Origin of the sequence: Acidocella aromatica, from assembly GCF_014201825.1 — a bacterium.
GTDB classification, from domain to species: Bacteria; Pseudomonadota; Alphaproteobacteria; order Acetobacterales; family Acetobacteraceae; genus Acidocella; species Acidocella aromatica.
Genome location: NZ_JACHFJ010000002.1, coordinates 97,822 through 115,393 on the forward strand (window position 1 = coordinate 97,822; position 17,572 = coordinate 115,393).

At 64.7% G+C, this 17,572-nt stretch carries 14 protein-coding genes; 10 read left to right on the forward strand and 4 right to left on the reverse strand.

Annotated features, from left to right (window positions below):
- Window positions 1-49 precede the first annotated feature (49 nt).
- The 5 genes from HNP71_RS03000 (at window position 50) to HNP71_RS03020 (ending at window position 8,752) form a co-directional block, all read left to right on the forward strand.
- On the forward strand, window positions 50-1,000 hold the full coding sequence (locus HNP71_RS03000; protein ID WP_183265379.1) for a complex I NDUFA9 subunit family protein: 951 nt from the start codon (window positions 50-52) through the stop codon (window positions 998-1,000).
- 202 nt (window positions 1,001-1,202) lie between these two features.
- A complete protein-coding gene (locus HNP71_RS03005) occupies window positions 1,203-2,636 on the forward strand; it encodes an NAD(P)-dependent oxidoreductase (RefSeq protein ID WP_183265693.1) in 1,434 nt (477 codons plus the stop codon).
- A 7-nt stretch (window positions 2,637-2,643) separates the two neighbouring features.
- Window positions 2,644-7,176 carry a glutamate synthase large subunit gene (gene gltB / locus HNP71_RS03010; RefSeq protein WP_183265381.1) on the forward strand — a complete coding sequence of 1,511 codons (4,533 nt, stop codon included), beginning with the start codon at window positions 2,644-2,646 and terminating at the stop codon, window positions 7,174-7,176.
- Between the two features lie 59 nt (window positions 7,177-7,235).
- Window positions 7,236-7,904: a glutathione S-transferase family protein gene (locus HNP71_RS03015; RefSeq protein ID WP_183265383.1), complete on the forward strand. Its 669-nt coding sequence runs from the start codon at window positions 7,236-7,238 to the stop codon at window positions 7,902-7,904.
- Window positions 7,904-8,752 (forward strand): Rossmann-fold NAD(P)-binding domain-containing protein, encoded by an 849-nt coding sequence (locus HNP71_RS03020; RefSeq protein ID WP_183265384.1) that lies wholly within the window; start codon window positions 7,904-7,906, stop codon window positions 8,750-8,752. The genes HNP71_RS03015 and HNP71_RS03020 overlap by 1 nt, the downstream gene beginning before the upstream one ends.
- Here the strand turns inward: HNP71_RS03020 and HNP71_RS03025 are convergent.
- Window positions 8,699-9,448 (reverse strand): alpha/beta hydrolase, encoded by a 750-nt coding sequence (locus HNP71_RS03025; protein WP_183265386.1) that lies wholly within the window; start codon window positions 9,446-9,448, stop codon window positions 8,699-8,701. The two genes, HNP71_RS03020 and HNP71_RS03025, sit on opposite strands and share 54 nt — an antisense overlap.
- A 36-nt stretch (window positions 9,449-9,484) precedes the next feature.
- Between HNP71_RS03025 and HNP71_RS03030 the strand changes: the two genes are divergently transcribed.
- Genes HNP71_RS03030 through HNP71_RS03045 form a run of 4 tightly spaced genes read left to right on the forward strand, consistent with a single transcriptional unit; the run spans window position 9,485 to window position 14,101 of the window.
- Window positions 9,485-10,621: a glycosyltransferase gene (locus tag HNP71_RS03030; RefSeq protein ID WP_183265387.1), complete on the forward strand. Its 1,137-nt coding sequence runs from the start codon at window positions 9,485-9,487 to the stop codon at window positions 10,619-10,621.
- On the forward strand, window positions 10,618-11,499 hold the full coding sequence (locus tag HNP71_RS03035; protein WP_183265388.1) for a glycosyltransferase family 9 protein: 882 nt from the start codon (window positions 10,618-10,620) through the stop codon (window positions 11,497-11,499). Before HNP71_RS03030 ends, HNP71_RS03035 begins: the two co-directional genes overlap by 4 nt.
- Before the next feature lie 32 nt (window positions 11,500-11,531).
- Complete coding sequence (gene thrS / locus HNP71_RS03040; protein WP_183265390.1) at window positions 11,532-13,463, forward strand: threonine--tRNA ligase; 1,932 nt, start codon at window positions 11,532-11,534, stop codon at window positions 13,461-13,463.
- A complete protein-coding gene (locus tag HNP71_RS03045) occupies window positions 13,463-14,101 on the forward strand; it encodes an MBL fold metallo-hydrolase (RefSeq protein WP_183265391.1) in 639 nt (212 codons plus the stop codon). Before thrS ends, HNP71_RS03045 begins: the two co-directional genes overlap by 1 nt.
- On the opposite strand, the gene HNP71_RS03050 is transcribed toward HNP71_RS03045, so the two are convergent.
- From HNP71_RS03050 to HNP71_RS03060, 3 genes are all read right to left on the reverse strand, one after another.
- The gene (locus HNP71_RS03050) at window positions 14,098-14,769 is read right to left on the reverse strand and encodes a metallophosphoesterase (protein ID WP_183265392.1); all 672 of its coding nucleotides are present in this window, start codon (window positions 14,767-14,769) and stop codon (window positions 14,098-14,100) included. The two genes, HNP71_RS03045 and HNP71_RS03050, sit on opposite strands and share 4 nt — an antisense overlap.
- Window positions 14,770-14,857: 88 nt before the next feature.
- Entirely contained in the window at window positions 14,858-16,258 is a 1,401-nt protein-coding gene (locus tag HNP71_RS03055) for a cryptochrome/photolyase family protein (protein ID WP_183265394.1), read from the reverse strand.
- The gene (locus HNP71_RS03060; RefSeq protein WP_246344045.1) at window positions 16,255-16,899 is read right to left on the reverse strand and encodes a metallophosphoesterase family protein; all 645 of its coding nucleotides are present in this window, start codon (window positions 16,897-16,899) and stop codon (window positions 16,255-16,257) included. Before HNP71_RS03060 ends, HNP71_RS03055 begins: the two co-directional genes overlap by 4 nt.
- Before the next feature lie 238 nt (window positions 16,900-17,137).
- On the opposite strand from HNP71_RS03060, the gene HNP71_RS03065 reads away from it, so the two are divergent.
- Window positions 17,138-17,566, forward strand: coding sequence for a hypothetical protein (locus HNP71_RS03065; protein WP_183265396.1), 429 nt, complete (start codon window positions 17,138-17,140; stop codon window positions 17,564-17,566).
- The last annotated feature ends 6 nt before the right edge of the window (window positions 17,567-17,572 follow it).

Sequence of the window (17,572 nt, forward strand, 5' to 3'; positions counted from 1 at the left end):
AACAGGCGAAAAAACGAGAACCTAAACACCATAAAAAGCGAGGTTTTGCATGGCTTCCAACCGTAAAATCGCAACTGTTTTCGGCGGCTCAGGATTTTTGGGCCGCTATGTTGTGCAGCGCCTCGCGGAACGGGGGTACAGTGTTCGAATCGGTGTCCGGGACCCGGAATCGGCGAAAATTCTTCAGCCGATGGGTGATGTCGGGCAGATCGTGCCGCTCGGCGCCCCGGTGACGGATGAGGCTGCCGTAACCCGCGCGGTCGAGGATGCGGAGCTTGTCATCAACCTCACGGGCATTCTGGCGGAGCGCCGTAAGGGCGAATTTTTCCGCACCCATGTGGATGGCGCGGGGCGAATCGCCCGTCTCGCGCGCATGGCGGGGGCAGCGCAGCTTATTTACATATCCGCCATCGGCGCGGATGCGGCGAGCGCCAGCCAGTACGGGCAGAGCAAGGCGCAGGGCGAGGCTGCGGTGCGCGGCGCCTTTCCCAGGGCGGTGATCCTGCGCCCCTCTATTATGTTCGGTCCCGAGGATAATTTCTTCAACCGCTTCGCCGCGATGGCGGGCATCCTTCCGGTGTTGCCCATCGTTCACGGGGAGACAAAATTCCAGCCGGTCTATGTGGGCGATGTCGCGGATGCCGCAATCGCCACCATCGACGGCCATGCCGGGCAGACTTTCGAGCTTGGCGGGCCGGAGGTGAGAAGCTTCATCGAGCTGCTGAGGATGATGTTGGAGATGATCGGGCGCTCCCGCGCGATATGGGACATGCCGGTGGGATTGGCTCGGCTGCAGGCGAGCATCCTGGAGCATCTGCCTGGCAAGCTGCTGACCAATGACCAGATCAGTATGCTGGCACGTGACAATGTGGTGGCAACCGGCGCGCCGGGGCTGGAGAGTCTGGGCATCGCCCCCACGCGGATGGACATGATTCTACCCAGCTATCTTGCCCGCTACCGCGAGGGCGGGAAGGGGCGGGAAGCCGCTTTTCAGGAATAGTACAAAATTCGGACCTATTATCGACAGGGCGGCATAAGAAAACCCGGCATATTTCAGTGTCTTTTGGAAAATAGGTATCGTATCGTGACCTAATGTGAAAAAAATGCTGGTAATCCGCCAACATCGTGGGTAATAGCAACTTGCATTCAACCCGGAGGGCGGCGCCGATTTGCGCCGTCCCGTTTTTGACGAGGCGGAGTCCATGGCCGAGCGCATGCTGAAATTCATCAACCTGCCGCAGCAGACGCCCGAGAAACGCGCGGCTGCCGACCGCAAGACGGATTTCGATGAAATCTACGAGGAGTTCGCGCCCGCCGCCGCTGCCTCTCAGGCCAGCCGTTGCAGCCAGTGCGGTATTCCGTTCTGCTCGGTGAACTGCCCGCTCGGCAACAACATTCCCGACTGGTTGAAGCTCACCGCCGAGGGGCGGCTTGAGGAGGCGTATGAGCTTTCCTCCGCAACCAACACATTTCCCGAGATTTGTGGCCGCATCTGCCCGCAGGACCGTCTGTGCGAAGGTAATTGCGTGATCGAAAAAGGCTTCGAATCGGTCACGATCGGCGCGGTCGAGCGTTATATTACCGATACCGCCTTCGAGAATAATTGGGTCAAGCCGATCCGCCCGGCAACCGAACGGCCGGAGCACGTCGCCATCGTCGGCGCTGGCCCCGCTGGCCTCGCCGCCGCCGAGGCGCTGCGCACGCGTGGCTATCAGGTAACGGTGTATGATCGCCATGACCGCGTCGGCGGGCTGCTGATCTACGGTATCCCCGGCTTTAAGCTGGAGAAGGACATCGTGCTCCGCCGCTGGAAGTGGCTGGAAGAGGGCGGGGTGAAGTTCGTGCTCAAGGCCGATATCGGCGGGGCCATGCCCTTCGCCGAACTGCGCCAGAAGCATGACGCCGTGCTGATCGCCACCGGCGTATACAAGGCGCGCGAGATTGGCGGGCCGGGTGCCGGGCTTCCGGGCATTGTCCGCGCGCTGGACTTCCTGATCACTTCCAACCGCAAGAGCCTTGGCGATTCCGTGCCGGAATTCGATTCCGGCCTGTACAACGCCAAGGACAAGGATGTGGTGGTGATCGGCGGTGGCGACACCGCGATGGACTGCGTGCGCACCGCCATCCGCCAGGAAGCGAAATCCGTGACCTGCCTCTATCGCCGCGACAAGCAGAATATGCCGGGCTCGCTGCGTGAGGTGAAGAACGCCGAGGAAGAGGGCGTGACCTTCACCTGGCTCGCGGCCCCCGAGGCCTTCCTGGGTGACGACCACGTAACCGGCGTGCGTGCCGTGAAGATGCATCTGGGTCTGCCCGACGCCTCCGGCCGCCAGTCGGTGGAGCCGATCGAGGGCTCTGCCTTCACGGTGAAGGCAGATCTGGTCATCAAGGCGCTCGGCTTCGACCCCGAGGACCTGCCCAACGCGTTCAACGAGCCGCAGCTCGCCCTCACCAACTGGGGCACGCTGAAAACCAACCCCCGCACCTTCGAAACCAGCCTGCCGGGCGTGTTCGCCGCTGGCGATATCGTGCGCGGTGCCTCGCTCGTCGTGTGGGCCATCCGTGACGGGCGCGATGCCGCCGCCGCCATCCACAAGCATTTCACTGCCGCCACCCAGGCGGAAGCCGCGGAGTAAGATAAAGATGAACCACGAAACCGCCCCTGAATTCCTCGCCGCCTGGGAGAAGAACAAGCAGATCCTGCGCGAGACCTATACCCCCTCGATGGAGCATGACGCCTGCGGCGTCGGCCTCGTGGCGGCACTCGATGGCAAGAAGCGCCGCGACATCGTGCAGGCGGGCATCGACGCGCTGAAGGCCGTGTGGCACCGCGGCGCCGTGGATGCCGACGGCAAGACCGGCGACGGCGCTGGCATCCATATCGAAATCCCGCAGGATTTCTTTGCAGATGCGGTGAAGCGCGGCGGCGACCGCTTGCGCGAAGGCCCGATTGCGGTCGGCATGGTGTTCCTGCCCAAGACTGATCTCGGCGCGCAGGAGCGCTGCCGTCAGATCGTGGAAACCGAGATCCTGAGCTTCGGCTACCGTATCTATGGCTGGCGCCAGGTGCCCATCGATGTGAGCTGCATCGGCGAGAAGGCCAATGCCACCCGGCCCGAGATCGAACAGATCATGCTCTGGAACGCGCGCGGCATCTCCGAGGACGAGTTCGAGCGCGAGCTCTACATCATCCGCCGCAAGATCGAAAAGGCGGTGATCGAGGCGCAGATCGCGGATTTTTACATCTGTTCGCTGTCCTGCCGCAGCATCGTCTATAAGGGCATGTTCCTGGCCGAGAGCCTGACCGTGTTCTACCCGGATCTGCTGGACGAGCGCTTTGTCTCGCGCTTCGCCATCTACCATCAGCGCTATTCCACCAATACCTTCCCCACCTGGAAGCTGGCCCAGCCCTTCCGCATGTTGGCGCATAACGGCGAGATCAACACCGTCGCCGGCAACATCAACTGGATGAAGAGCCACGAGACCCGCCTGGGCGCCGAAGGTCTGGACGAGTTCCTGGATTACGTGAAGCCCGTGGTGCAGGACGGCGGCTCCGACACGGCGGCGCTGGACAATGTGTTCGAGCTGCTGGTGCGCGCCGGGCGCGACGCGCCGATGGCCAAGGCCCTGATGATCCCGCCCGCGACCGGCGCTGACGCGACCATGCCCCAGGCGCATCGCGACCTGTTCTCCTACTGCAACGCGGTGATGGAACCGTGGGACGGCCCGGCCGCCGTGTGCGCCACCGATGGCCGCTTCGTCATCGCCGGGCTGGACCGTAACGGCCTGCGCCCGCTGCGCTACTCCAAGACCCGCCACAAGATGCTGATCGTGGGCTCCGAGACCGGCATGGTGAAGCTGGATGAGGAGGACATCATCGAGAAGGGCGCGGTTGGCCCTGGCCAGACCATCGCCGTCGATCTCAACGAGGCACGCTTCTACCACGATCTGGAGCTGAAGGATGTGCTGGCCGCGCGCCAGGATTTCAGCGCCTGGACCAAGCGCATCACCGTCATTGACCACATCGTGAAGACCGATGCGCCGGAGCCGGTGCGTCTCGACGCCGAGGGGCTGCGCCGCCGCCAGCTCGCCGTGGGCTTCACCCTGGAGGAGATGGAATTGATCCTGCACCCGATGGTGGAGGATTCGCAGGAGGCTATCGGCTCAATGGGCGACGACGCCCCGCTCGCCGTGCTCTCCGAGAAATATCGTGGCCTGCACGCCTATTTCCGCCAGAGCTTCAGCCAAGTGACCAACCCGGCCATCGACAGCTTGCGCGAAACCCGCGTGATGACGCTGAAGACGCGCCTGGGCAATTTGGGCAACGTGCTGGAAGAGGATGAGACCCAGTGCGACCTGCTCCAGCTCGACAGCCCGGTGCTCTCCACCGTCGAGTTCGAGGCCATGCGCAAGACCATGGGCGCTTCCGCTTGCGTGGTGGATTGCACCTTCAAGGTCGCCAATGGTGAGGGCGGCCTGCGCCGCGCCATCGAGCGTATCCGCCGCGAGGCCGAGGAAGGCGTGCGCGCCGGTTGCACCCATGTCATCCTCACCGATGAGGCCATGGGCCCCGAGCGCGCCCCGATCCCGATGATCTTGGCCACGGGCGCGGTGCATACGCATCTGGTCCGCCAGTCGCTGCGTACCTTCACCTCGCTCAACGTGCGCGCTGCTGAGTGCCTGGACGTGCATTACTTCGCGGTGCTGGTTGGCGTGGGGGCCACTACGGTGAACGCGTACCTCGCGCAGGAATGCATCGCCGACCGCCATGCCCGCGGCCTATTTGGCAACATCTCGCTGAAGGAGGCCGTGTACCGCTACAAGAAGGCGGTGGATAAGGGCCTGCTGAAGGTGATGTCCAAGCTCGGCATCTCGGTCATCTCCTCCTATCGCGGCGGCTACAACTTCGAGGCCATTGGTCTCTCCCGCGCGCTGGTGGGCGAGTTCTTCCCCGGCATGCCATCGCGTATTTCCGGCATCGGCCTGCCCGGTATCGCGCATGAGGTGCTGGAACTGCACAAGGCGGCATGGAGCGGCAATGTCGTGCCGCTGGACGTGGGCGGCCAGTACCGCCTGCGCCGCACCGGCGAGACCCATGCCTTCGACAACAACGCCGTGCATCTGTTGCAAACGGCCGTGGGCACCGGCTCGTACAAGATGTTCAAGAAGTACAGCGACAGCGTGCGCCGGCAGAAGCCGATCGCGCTGCGCGACCTGCTGGACTTCCGCCGCGACGGGCTGACCCCGATCTCGGTGGACGAGGTCGAGAGCATCACCGAGATCCGCAAGCGCCTGCTGGCGCCTGGCATCTCCCTCGGCGCGCTGAGCCCCGAGGCGCATGAGACGCTCTCCATCGCCATGAACCGCATTGGCGCGCGGTCTGACTCCGGTGAGGGCGGCGAGGATCCGTCCCGCGCCGAGCCGCGCCCGAATGGCGACAACGCCTCCTCGGCCATCAAGCAGATCGCCTCGGGCCGTTTCGGCGTTACCGCCGAATACCTGAACGATTGTAAGGAGATCGAGATCAAGGTCGCCCAGGGCGCCAAGCCCGGCGAGGGCGGGCAGTTGCCCGGCTTCAAGGTGACCGAGTTGATCGCCCGCCTGCGCCACTCCACTCCCGGCGTGACGCTGATCTCCCCGCCGCCGCATCACGACATCTACTCGATCGAGGATCTGGCGCAGCTGATCTACGATCTCAAGCAGATCAACCCGCGCGCCACGGTGTGCGTGAAGCTGGTCTCGCGTTCGGGCATCGGCACCATCGCGGCTGGTGTGGCAAAGGCGAAGGCGGATGCCATTCTTGTCTCCGGCCATGTCGGCGGCACTGGCGCTTCGCCGCAGTCTTCGGTGAAGTATGCGGGCATGCCGTGGGAGATGGGCCTTTCCGAGACCCATCAGGTGCTCATGCTCAACCGCCTGCGTCATCAGGTGGTGCTGCGTACCGATGGCGGCATCAAGACCGGGCGTGACGTGGTGATCGCCGCCATGCTGGGCGCCGAGGAATTCGGCATCGGCACGGCCTCGCTCGTGGCCATGGGCTGCATCATGGTCCGCCAGTGCCACTCCAACACCTGCCCGGTGGGCGTGTGCGTGCAGGACGAGACCCTGCGCAAGAAGTTCGAGGGTACGCCGGAGAAGGTCATCAACCTGTTCTCCTTCGTGGCCGAGGAAGTGCGCGAGATCCTGGCCTCGCTGGGCTTCAAGTCGCTCAAGGAGATCATCGGCCGCGCAGACCTGCTGCATCAGGTCTCCCGTGGTGCGGATTACCTGGACGATCTCGACCTCAACCCGATCCTCGCACAGGCCGACCCGGGCCCCCATGCCCGCTACTGCACGCGCGAGGGCCGCAACGAGGTGCCGGAGACCCTGGACGCCCAGATGATCACGGATGCCGAGCCGTTCTTCCAGAGCGGCGAGAAGATGCAGTTGCAATACGGCATCCGCAACACGCATCGCGCCATCGGCACCAAGTTCAGCTCGCAGATCGTGGCCAAGTACCGCAAGGCCAAGCTGCAGCCGGACCATGTGACGGTGCGCCTGCGCGGCTCGGCCGGGCAGTCTCTCGGCGCTTTCGCGGTGCACGGGCTTAAGCTGGAAGTCTTTGGCGACGCCAATGACTATGTGGGCAAGGGCCTCTCGGGCGGTACTATCGTGGTGCGCACCAGCCCGTCCTCCAAGCTCAAGACCAACGAGAACACGATCATCGGCAACACCGTGCTTTACGGCGCGACCTCCGGCGCGCTGTTCGCCGCCGGGCGCGCGGGCGAGCGCTTCGCCGTGCGTAACTCGGGGGCGACCACGGTGGTCGAGGGCATTGGCTGCAATGGCTGCGAGTACATGACCGGCGGCACCGTGGTGGTGCTGGGCGAAGTTGGCGACAATTTCGGCGCCGGCTTCACTGGCGGCATGGCCTTCATCTACGACCGCGAGAAGAAGTTCGAGCTGCGCGTGAACCCGGAGACCCTGCATTGGCAGCGCGTTGCCTCCGCCCATTGGGCCGGGGTGCTGAAGGGGCTGGTCGAGCGCCATGTGGCCGAGACCGAAAGCCGCTACGCCGCCACCCTGCTGAATGACTGGGACCGCGAGTTCGAGCATTTCTGGCAGGTGGTGCCCAAGGAGTACATTAAGTACCTGGCGGCACCGCTGGACGATACGGCCCAGGCCGAGCGCGCTTAAACACGAATCCGCCGGTGCCGCCTTTCAGTCGGGCGGCACCGGTGGCATAAATACCAGTCATGCGAATCCTGTATCATCTCCCGCTCTCCCCCTATTCGCGCAAAGTGCGGCTGGTGATGGCGGAAAAACGCCTGCCCTTCGAGTTGCGGGCGGAGAAGGTGTGGGAGCGCCAGCCCGCTTATCTGGAACTCAACCCGGCTTGCACCGTGCCCACGCTGGTCGAGGATAACGGTCTGGTCATCGCCGATTCGCGGGTCATCTGCGAATATCTCGAGGAAGCCTACCCGGACGTGCAACTCCTCAGCCATGCCATGGGGGAGCGGGTGGAAACCCGCCGCCTCGTCGCCTGGTTTGATGAGAAGTTCTTCTCCGAGGTCACGCGCCATCTGCTGTGGGAAAAGACCATGAAGCAGGCGCTCAAGCTCGGCCCGCCGGACGCCAACGCCCTGCGCGCGGGCTATGCGAACCTCAAGCAGCATCTCATCTATATCGGCTGGCTGGCCGAGCACCGGCGCTGGCTGGCCGGGGCCAATCTGTCGCTGGCCGATTTCGCCGCCGCCGCGCAGCTTTCGGCGCTGGATTACCTGGGCGATGTGGACTGGTCGGCCTCCGCCGCGGCCAAGGATTGGTACGCGCGCATCAAGTGCCGCCCCGCCTTCCGCGCCGTGCTGGTGGACAAGGTAAACGGTATCGCCCCGCCGCCGCATTACGCGGATCTCGATTTCTGATGCTGCTGATCTTCGGTCTCGGCTATTCGGGCCGGGCCATCGCCAAGGCCGCCATTGCCGCGGGGTACACCGTGACAGCCACCACGCGTGGCAATGCGGCGCCCGAGCCGGGCGTCTCGCTCATTCCCTTCGATGCGGCGGAAACCGCCATTGCCGCCGCCACGCATATCATCGCCACAGCCGCACCCGATGAGCATGGCGACCCGGCGCTGGCTCGCTATCGCGAGACCATCCTCGCCGCGCCGCATCTGCGCTGGAGCGGCTATCTCTCCACCACCGGCGTGTATGGCGATGCCGGGGGCGGCTGGGTGGATGAGGACACGCCGGTAAACCCTGGTTCCGAGCGTAGCCGCCGCCGGGTGGAGGCCGAGCGCGCCTGGGTGGCTTTGGGCCTCCCGCTCGCCATTTTCCGCCTCGCGGGCATTTACGGCCCTGGCCGCTCCATGTTCGACGATCTGCGCGCGGGGCAGGGGCGGCATGTGGTCAAGCCCGACCATGTGTTCGGGCGCATCCATCGCGACGACATCGCCCAGGGCGTGCTCGCCGCCATGGCGCGCAATGCCACCGGCATCTTTAACTTCGCCGACGACGAACCCGCCGCCAGCGCCGATGTGGTGGTGGAGGCCGGGCGCCTGCTGGGTGTGGAGCCGCCGCCGCCTGTGGCGTACGAGGAAGCGGTGAAAACCATGTCTCCCATGGCGCGCAGCTTCTGGGCCGAGAACCGCAAGGTGAGCGCAGCCAAGACCAAGGCGACGCTCGGCATTGCCTGGAAATACCCGGATTACCGGGCCGGGTTAGCCGCCATTCTGCGCGAGGAGCGCGCGCAGCGCCCCCTCCAGCAGCCCTAAATCGTGCGGGCGGGAGAGCCGGTGGTCGCCATCCTTTACGAAGGTGAGGCGCACATCCGGGGTTTCCAGCTGTTCAGCGAGAGTCAGGCTCAGCTTCCAGGGCACGTCAGCATCCCGCATGCCGTGGAGAATACGCACCGGGCAGTCGAGGGGGATCGGCGCGTCCAGCAGCAGATGATCCTTCCCGTCATCCAGCAGCTTTTTGGCCAAGGGCAGCGGATTGCCGTATTCCGAGGGCTGGTACAGCACGCCCTCCTTCTCCAGTGTCTCCAACTGCTCCGGCGTCAGCTCCGGGCGGACCAGCCTCTCGGTGAAGTCCGGCGCGGGAGCGATAAGCAGCAACCCGCTCAGCCGCGCCTTGAAGCGCAGGGCCAGCAGAAGGGCGATCCACCCGCCCATCGAGGAACCGACGATCAGCAGCTCCTGCTGCGGCACAATCTGGCTGATGATGAAGGCGGCATCCTCCGCCCAGCTGCCGATCGTGCCGTCGATGAACTCACCGCCCGAGCGCCCATGGCCGGAATAGTCGAAGCGCAGCATGGCCAGGCGCTCATGTTCGCAGATTTCCAGCAGCGCGGTGGCCTTGGTGCCGCTCATGTCCGAGGCATAGCCAGGGCAGAACACCACTACCGGCCCGGCGCCGGGTAGGTACTCATAGGCCAGTTCGATACCCGGTTCGCGGCAGATATTCGGCATTAGCAATCACCCCCGATCCATGTTAGCGCGGCGCCCATGAATAATCGACGCCTAACGATTCTCCAGGTGCTGCCAAAACTTGGCATGGGCGGCGCGGAGCGCGTGGCGGTGGAAGGGGCTGAGGCCGTGCATCTTAGCGGCCACCGCGCGCTGATCGCCGCCGGGGCCGGGCCGCTGGCGGCGCTGGCCACACGCGCCGGGGCGGAGCTGGTGCGCGTGCCGCTCGACACCAAGAACCCGCTGGGGATCTGGGGCAACATCCGCCGGTTGGAAGAGGTGATCGAGGAGAACGAGGTCGATCTAATCCACGCCCATTCCCGCGCGCCTGCATGGTCGGCTTATTACGCGGCCCAGAGGCGGAAAATCCCGTTCGTGACGACCTATCATGGTGTGTACGGCGAGGAGAACGGGATCAAGCGCCGCTATAACCGGGTTATGGCGCAAGGCGACCGAGTGATCGCGGTGAGCAATTACGTGGCGGAGCTAATTCAGCAGCGCTACGGCGTGGGGGCGGAGCGGGTGCGCGCGGTGCATGGCGGCGTGGATGTGGGCATCTTCGACCCCGCCACTGTGCTGGGCGACCGCTCGGTGCGCCTCGCCCGCGCCTGGCGCGCCGATGCGGGGCAGCCCACGATCATGCTCCCCGGCCGGCTGACGAGCTGGAAAGGGCAGAAGCTGTTCGTCGAGGCGCTGGCCAGGATGCAGAACAAGGACGCGCTGGGCATTCTGGTGGGCTCCGACCAAGGGCGCGCGGCCTATACCAAGAGCCTTGTCACACTGGCCGAGAAGCTGGGCGTGGGGGCAAGGCTGCGCATCGCCGGGCATGTGGACGATGTGCCCGCGGCGATGATGCTGGCCGATGTGGTGGTAAACTGCTCGACCAAGCCCGAGGCGTTCGGGCGCACCATCGTCGAGGCGCAGGCCATGGGGCGCGTTGTCGTCGCCGCCGACCATGGCGGCGCGCGCGAGACGGTGCTGGACGGCCAGAGCGGCTTCCTCATCCCGCCCGGCAACGCGGCGGCGCTGGCGGCGGTGCTGGATGCGATTCTCGACATGCCCACCGAAACGCGGATCGAATTCGGGCGGCAGGCGCGGGCGCATATTGCCCGTAACTTCTCCCTGCCGGTGATGCAGACGAGGCTGCTGAACGTGTATGCGGAGCTGCTGGGGTGAAAATCCTGGTCATCAAGCACGGCGCCTTTGGCGATATCGTGCTGGCCTTCCCCGCCTTCGCCGCCATCCGCGCGGCGCATCCCAAGGCGCGGATCACGCTGCTGACGACCAAACCCTATGCCGGATTGCTGGGCAAAAGCCCGTGGTTCGACCGGATTGAGGTCGACACCAAGCCGGAAGCCTGGAACCTGCCGGGCCTGCTGCGCCTGCGCCGCCAGCTGCGCGGGCTCGACCGTGTGTACGACCTGCAAACCTCCGGCCGCTCCTCGCGCTATTTCGCCCTGGCGGGGCGGCCGGAATGGTCGGGCATCGCCAAAGGCTGCGCTCTGCCGCACCGCGACCCGAACCGCGATCATATCCACACGCGCGAGCGCCTTGCCGGGCAGCTGCGCGATGCTGGGATTGAGACATTGCCGGTGCCGGACCTTTCATGGCTGGCGGGCGATACCTCCGGCTTCAACCTGCCGCTCGACTATGCGGTGCTGGTGCCGGGTGCAGCGCCGCACCGGCCCGAGAAGCGCTTTCCGGCGGAGAAATTCCGCGAGGTGGCGGCGGGGCTAGGCTTGCCCGTGGTGGTCGTCGGCACGGCGGGGGAGGGCGATTTGGCCCGCATCATCGGTGGCATCGACCTCACCGGACGCACGGATTTCTTCCAGCTCGCCTCGGTGCTGCGCGGCGCGAAACTGGCCATCGGCAATGATACGGGGCCGATGCATCTCGCCGCCGCCGTCGGGGCGCACTGCATTTCCCTGTTCTCGGCGGCCTCCGACCCGGCGCTCACAGCACCCCGAACCCCGGATGGCGGCTGGCCGACAATTTTGCGTGCGGCAAATCTGCAAGACCTCCCGGTTGCACAGGTGCTTGCCGCCCTGCCATAACGCCCCGGTATTTTTGAACCAAAGAGAGAGACATGCCTGCAATCACACTGCCCGATGGTTCCGTTCGCTCGTTCGAGGGCGCGGTGACGGGCACTACCATCGCCGAGGCGATCGGGCCCGGCCTCGCCCGCGCCGCCCTGGTCATGGTGGTGAACGGCGTGGAGATGGATATGTCCCGCGAGATCGTCGAGGATTCGGCGGTCAAGTTCGTCACCCGCAAGGATGAAGCCGCCCTGGAGCTGATCCGCCACGACGCCGCGCATGTGCTGGCCGAGGCGGTGCAGGAGCTGTTCCCCGGCACGCAGGTCACCATCGGCCCCTCCATCGAGAACGGGTTCTATTACGATTTCTACCGCAACGAGCCGTTCAAGCCGGATGATCTCCCGGCCATCGAGGCGAAGATGCGCGAGATCGTGGCGCGCAACGAGAAATTCGTGCGCGAGGTGTGGAGCCGTGACGAGGCCATCGAATTCTTCGAGGCCAAGGGTGAGCGCTTCAAGGCCGAGCTGATCCGCGATCTGCCCGCCGACCAGACCATCACCATCTACCGCCAGGGCGAGTGGCTGGACCTCTGCCGTGGCCCGCATCTGCGCTCCACCTCGGATGTCGGTACCGCCTTCAAGCTGATGAAGACGGCGGGGGCCTATTGGCGCGGCGATTCCAAGAACCCGATGCTGAGCCGCATCTACGGCACCGCCTGGCGCGACCAGAAGGAGCTGGACGCCTATCTGCATCAGCTTGAGGAAGCCGAGCGCCGCGACCACCGCAAGATCGGGCGCGAGATGGACCTGTTCCACATCCAGGAGGAGGCCGTGGGCAGCATCTTCTGGCACCAGAAGGGCTGGAAGCTCTATCGCACGGTGGAAGCCTATATCCGCCGCCGCCTGGAGCAGAACGGCTACGAGGAAGTGCGCACCCCGCAGCTTGTGGATCGCAAGCTGTGGGAGAATTCCGGCCACTGGGACAAATACCGCAAGAACATGTTCATTGCCGAGGTGGTGGAGGAAGAGTCCACCCTCGCCCTGAAGCCGATGAACTGCCCCTGCCATGTGCAGATTTTCAAGCAAGGCCTGCGCTCCTACCGCCAGTTGCCCATCCGCATGGCCGAGTTCGGCGCCTGCCACCGCTACGAACCCTCGGGCGCGCTGCACGGCATCATGCGCGTGCGCGCCTTCACGCAGGATGATGCGCATATCTTCTGCACCGAGGACCAGATCGCAGATGAGACGGTGAAGTTCGTCGAGTTGCTGGAGAGCGTTTACAAGGATTTCGGGTTCGAGAGCTTCAGCGTGAAGTTCTCCGACCGTCCGGAGACCCGTGCCGGCTCGGACGAGGTGTGGGACCGTGCCGAGGGCGCGCTGAAGGATGCTTGCGAAAAGGCTGGCGTGCAGTACACGCTCAACCCTGGCGAAGGCGCATTTTACGGGCCGAAGCTGGAATTCGTGCTGCGCGACGCCATCGGGCGCGACTGGCAGTGCGGCACCATCCAGGTGGATTTCGTGCTGCCCGAGCGGTTGGATGCCGAGTACGTCACCTCAGAGAGCGGCCGCGCCCGCCCGGTGATGCTGCACCGCGCGATCATCGGTTCGTTCGAGCGTTTCCTCGGTATCCTCATTGAGCAATATGCAGGGCGCTTCCCGCTCTGGCTTGCTCCCACCCAGGCCGTGGTGGCGACCATCGTCTCCGACGCCGATGACTACGCGGCCGAGGTGGCGGCGGCGCTGACCAAGGCCGGGCTGGCGGTGGAGCTGGATGTTTCCAACCAGAAAATCCAGGCCAAGATCCGGGATCATTCGCTGCACTATGTGCCGAATATTCTGGTGGTGGGCCGCAAGGAGGCTGAGGAGCGGAAAGTCGCCCTGCGCCGCCTGGGCGGTGCCGCGCAGGAGATTCTGCCGCTTGATGAGGCCATCGCCCAACTCAAGGACGAGGCCACCGCGCCGGACCTGCGGGGTGCCGTGTAATGGCACTGAAGATCGGCGTCGTCTCCGTCACCGCCTTCGAGCAGAATTGCACAATCCTGTGGGATGACGAGACGATGCTGGGGAGCATCGTGGACCCGGGCGGGGATGTGCCGGATCTGCTCGACCTGCTGGCCAAGGCCGGGGTGACTCTGACCGGCATCTTCATCACCCACGGCCATATGGACCATGCGGGCGGGGCGGCGGAGCTTTCGGAAAAGACCGGCGTGCCGGTTACCGGGCCGGATATTGCCGATAAATTCTTGCTGGAACACATGCAGGAGGCCGGGGCGCGCTTTGGCCTCATCAGCCGTAACTGCACGCCAGATGCCTGGGTGAAGGAGGGAGACGTTGTCACCCTTGGCGGCGCGGAATTCGAGGTGCGCCACTGTCCCGGTCATACGCCCGGGCATGTGGTGTTCATCAACCACGCGCAGCAATTCGGCATTTTTGGCGATGTGCTGTTCCGTGGTTCGGTTGGGCGTACCGACCTGGGCGATTACGGGAACCATGAGCAGCTCATCGCTAGCATCCGCGACAAGCTTCTTACGCTACCGGATGATTTCCAGTTCACCTGCGGCCATGGCCCCAGCTCGACCATCGGGGCCGAGCGGCGGAGTAACCCGTTTTTGCAGGGTTAATCCGGGTCGATATCCACCCAGGAGAGATGCCCGCCTTTACCCGCGCCGGTATCCAGAAACACCGCCGTGCCGCCATGGCGGGCGGTGCGGATATAGGGGCGGCCATCGGTGCTGCGCTGATCATGCCCGGCATACACAGTCATGCCGCACGGGATATCTTCCACCCAGTGCAGCAGGCGCTCGGGCTTGCCCGAGCCGGTCACCCGCCCGCTGGTTTGGCCGTATAGTGCGCGGGCGAGCAGCGGGTTGGCGCGCCCCGGCGGAAAGGCCGGGGGCGGCTCGTCCAGCATGCCGGGGTGGAAGGAGCCGTGCACAAAGAACTTCGGTCCGAGCATCGCCCAGGCGGGAGCGGCCATGATCGTGTCGCGCGTGCGCTCGCGCAGGTTCAGCGGTAGCTCGGCCAGGGTGCGGGACAGAGGCGCACCACGCACATTGTCGCCACGCAAGGCGCGGGCCAGCTTGAAGTCGTGATTGCCGAGGATGAACAGGCCGCGGTTTTCCTCCAGCAGCCGGAACATGATGCGCAGGGCGCCGGGGGTGTCAGGTCCGTCATCCACTAGATCTCCGAGCTGAATGACGAAACGATCCGTCTCGGCGGCGGCGGCAAAGGCCTTTGAGTCGCCGTGGACATCGCCCACGACGCGCAGTCTGGTGCCCGGCGGGATCATCGAAAACTGCCGGAAGTTGTTGAAAATAAGTGCATTACAACTGTTACTTTGTCACCCCTGGCGGGAATGACAAGGTGTTTGCGTAATATTATCCGGCTTTAATGGCGCCATAGGCAGCCAGGGCGCGCTCGCGCCCCTCAGTCAGCCCGATAACCGGGCGAGGATAACTCTGCCCCAGCCGCACCCCGGCATGTGCGAGAATGGCCGGATCGGCCTCCCACGGTGCGTGGATGCAGGCGGCTGGCAGCTTCGCCAGCTCCGGCACGTAGCGGCGGACGTAAGCGCCATCGGGATCGAATTTCTGGCCCTGGAGCACGGGGTTGAAGATGCGGAAATAGGGCGCTGCATCGGCCCCGCAGCCCGCCACCCATTGCCAGGAGGCGCCATTGGCGGCTTCGTCGGCGTCCACCAGCGTGTCCCAGAACCAAGCCTCGCCCGCTTGCCAGGGGATGAGCAGGTGCTTCACCAGGAAGGAGGCGCAAATCATCCGCACGCGGTTATGCATCCAGCCCGTCTGCCACAGCTCGCGCATCCCGGCATCCACGATGGGAATGCCCGTCTGCCCAAGCTGCCAGACGCGCAAGGCTTGCGGGGCCTCGGCCCAGGGGAAGGCGGCAAATTCGGGGCGGATGGGCGCGGTGCGGATATCCGGGTGCTGCCAGAGTAGATTGATGGAAAACTCCCGCCAAAGCAGCTCCTTGAGGAAGGTTTGCACACCCTTTCCCTCGCCGCAGGCGGCGGCGCGGTGCCACACGTAACGAGGCGAGATCTCGCCAAAGTGGGCATGCGGGGAGAGCTTGGCCGTACCTGGATGAGCGGGAATGTCCCGTGCCTCGGCGTAACGCTGGATAGGGCCGTCCAGGAACTCTTTCAGCCGGGCGTTCGCCCCAGCCTCGCCTGGTGTCCATGCCGCGCGCATCCCTCCTGTCCAGTCGGGTTTGGTGGGCAGCAGGCGCCAGTCCTTCAGCGCGTCGGAGGGGGCGGCAAGGCCGTTGATCCGCTCAGGCGCGCGCAGGAAGATATCCGGCACCCCGGCGGCGAAGCAGGCTTTGGAGAAAGGCGTGAATACTCCGTACAACCCGCCGGTTTTAGTGGTGATGCGCTCAGGGGGAAAGAGCGAGGCGGAAAGATGCCGGTGCAGCGCAATACCGTGGGCTTTCAGCGCGGTATCCAGGGCGCGGTCGGTGGAGCGCCAGAAGGGCTCATAGGCGCGGGCGGCATGCACCTCGCTCACGCCAAGTTCGGCGGCAAGCTTCGGGATGATCTCGACCGGATCGCCCCGGCGTAGCAGAAGATGCCCGCCCCGGGCTGCGATCTCCCGCCCTAGCGCCGCCAGGGAGTGGTGCAGCCACCAGCGGCTGGCGGCCCCGGCGCGCTCGTCCAGGATATAGAGCAGGGCCACCTTGCCGCCTGCCGCGCAAGCCGCATGCAAAGCGGGGTTGTCCGCAAGCCGCAGGTCGTTGCGGAACCAGACGAGGGTGGCGTTCATGCCACCTCGGCCATGCGGCCAAGCTGCTCCAGGGCGAAGGAGAAGAGCTGCTCCTGCCCCAGCAGGAACACGCGCAGCCCGCGCGGAAACAGCCGGAAGATGGAGGGCTCGCGGACATCCATGTTGCCGGTGAGGCTGCCGAAGGCGGGCAGTATCAGGCGTTGGGCATCAGCCACGAAGCAAGGGCGGGAGACGCGGCGGCCGCGCGCATCGATGCTCGCCTTGGGCGAAAAATTACCGGAAATCTCGATCTCGCGCGGGGCGAGTTGAGCGCAGGCCTGATGGCGGAAGGTGAATGGCCCCTCACGGTGCAGCGTCGCGCATTGGCCGGGCAGGGCATGGGCGGCCGGCTCATGGTTGTCCGCGACCCAGATGAACTGGGCCTCGCGCGCCATGGCTTCGATCCGTGCCCTGTCATCCTTGGCTAAACGCATGAATTCCTGCGGCGATTGGCCAAGCACGATCACCCTGGAAGGACGGTACAGCCGCACCAAACGGTTGAGCCGCTCGATCAGCGCCTTTGTGTCCTGTGCCGCCAACCCGGCGCGGAGAGCAAGGCCCTGCTGTTTCTCGAAATGCGGGTCGGCCACGATGAGCACACGCTTCTTGGACCAGAACGCCGCCCCGGTGGGGTCCAGCATCAATCGTTCATCACGGAAGTGGAGTGGGGCAGCAGTCATGACGTGTGGAAAAGCATATTCTTTCTGGCGCCGCTATGCATAAATTAATTGTTAAGATTGCTCTCACCGCAGACCCGAACAGACCCGCAAAATGCAAAAAATGGCCTGGACGTTAAGCTTTCGTATCAAGCCGCATTGTTACCACCCGGCTGGAGCGTGCGCTGTTATACTTGGGGCGCTGCTTAGGGGGAAATGGAGCATGCATCAGAGTCAAGTTACGCCGCGTGGCTTCGAGCAAGCGATTGCGGCTTTCAACACCGAAGGTATTATGGACGGTTGGCGTGAGCGCACAGTACGTGTGCTACGCGCGCAGGAGCGGATGATGCAGGGCATGGCCGCCACGGCGCGGCTGGAACTGCGCTTCGGCCAAGAGTGCATCTTTAACCGACTCGGGCTGTTCAATGGCGGCTGGGCGGAACCCGGCAATGCCAGCCAGCAATGGGCAGAGGAGATGGGCAAGTTCATCGACGTGATCCATGAGATCAACGAGGAACTCAGGGCCAGCTTCACCGATGCCGGAAAACTGCTGAACGGCGACGGTGCCGCTGAGGCCAGCGAAAAATCGGTCAGCGCCGCCAAACGCACGAAGATCTCGGTCCACGAAGAAGCGGAAAAGACCACAGCTTAAAGGCCG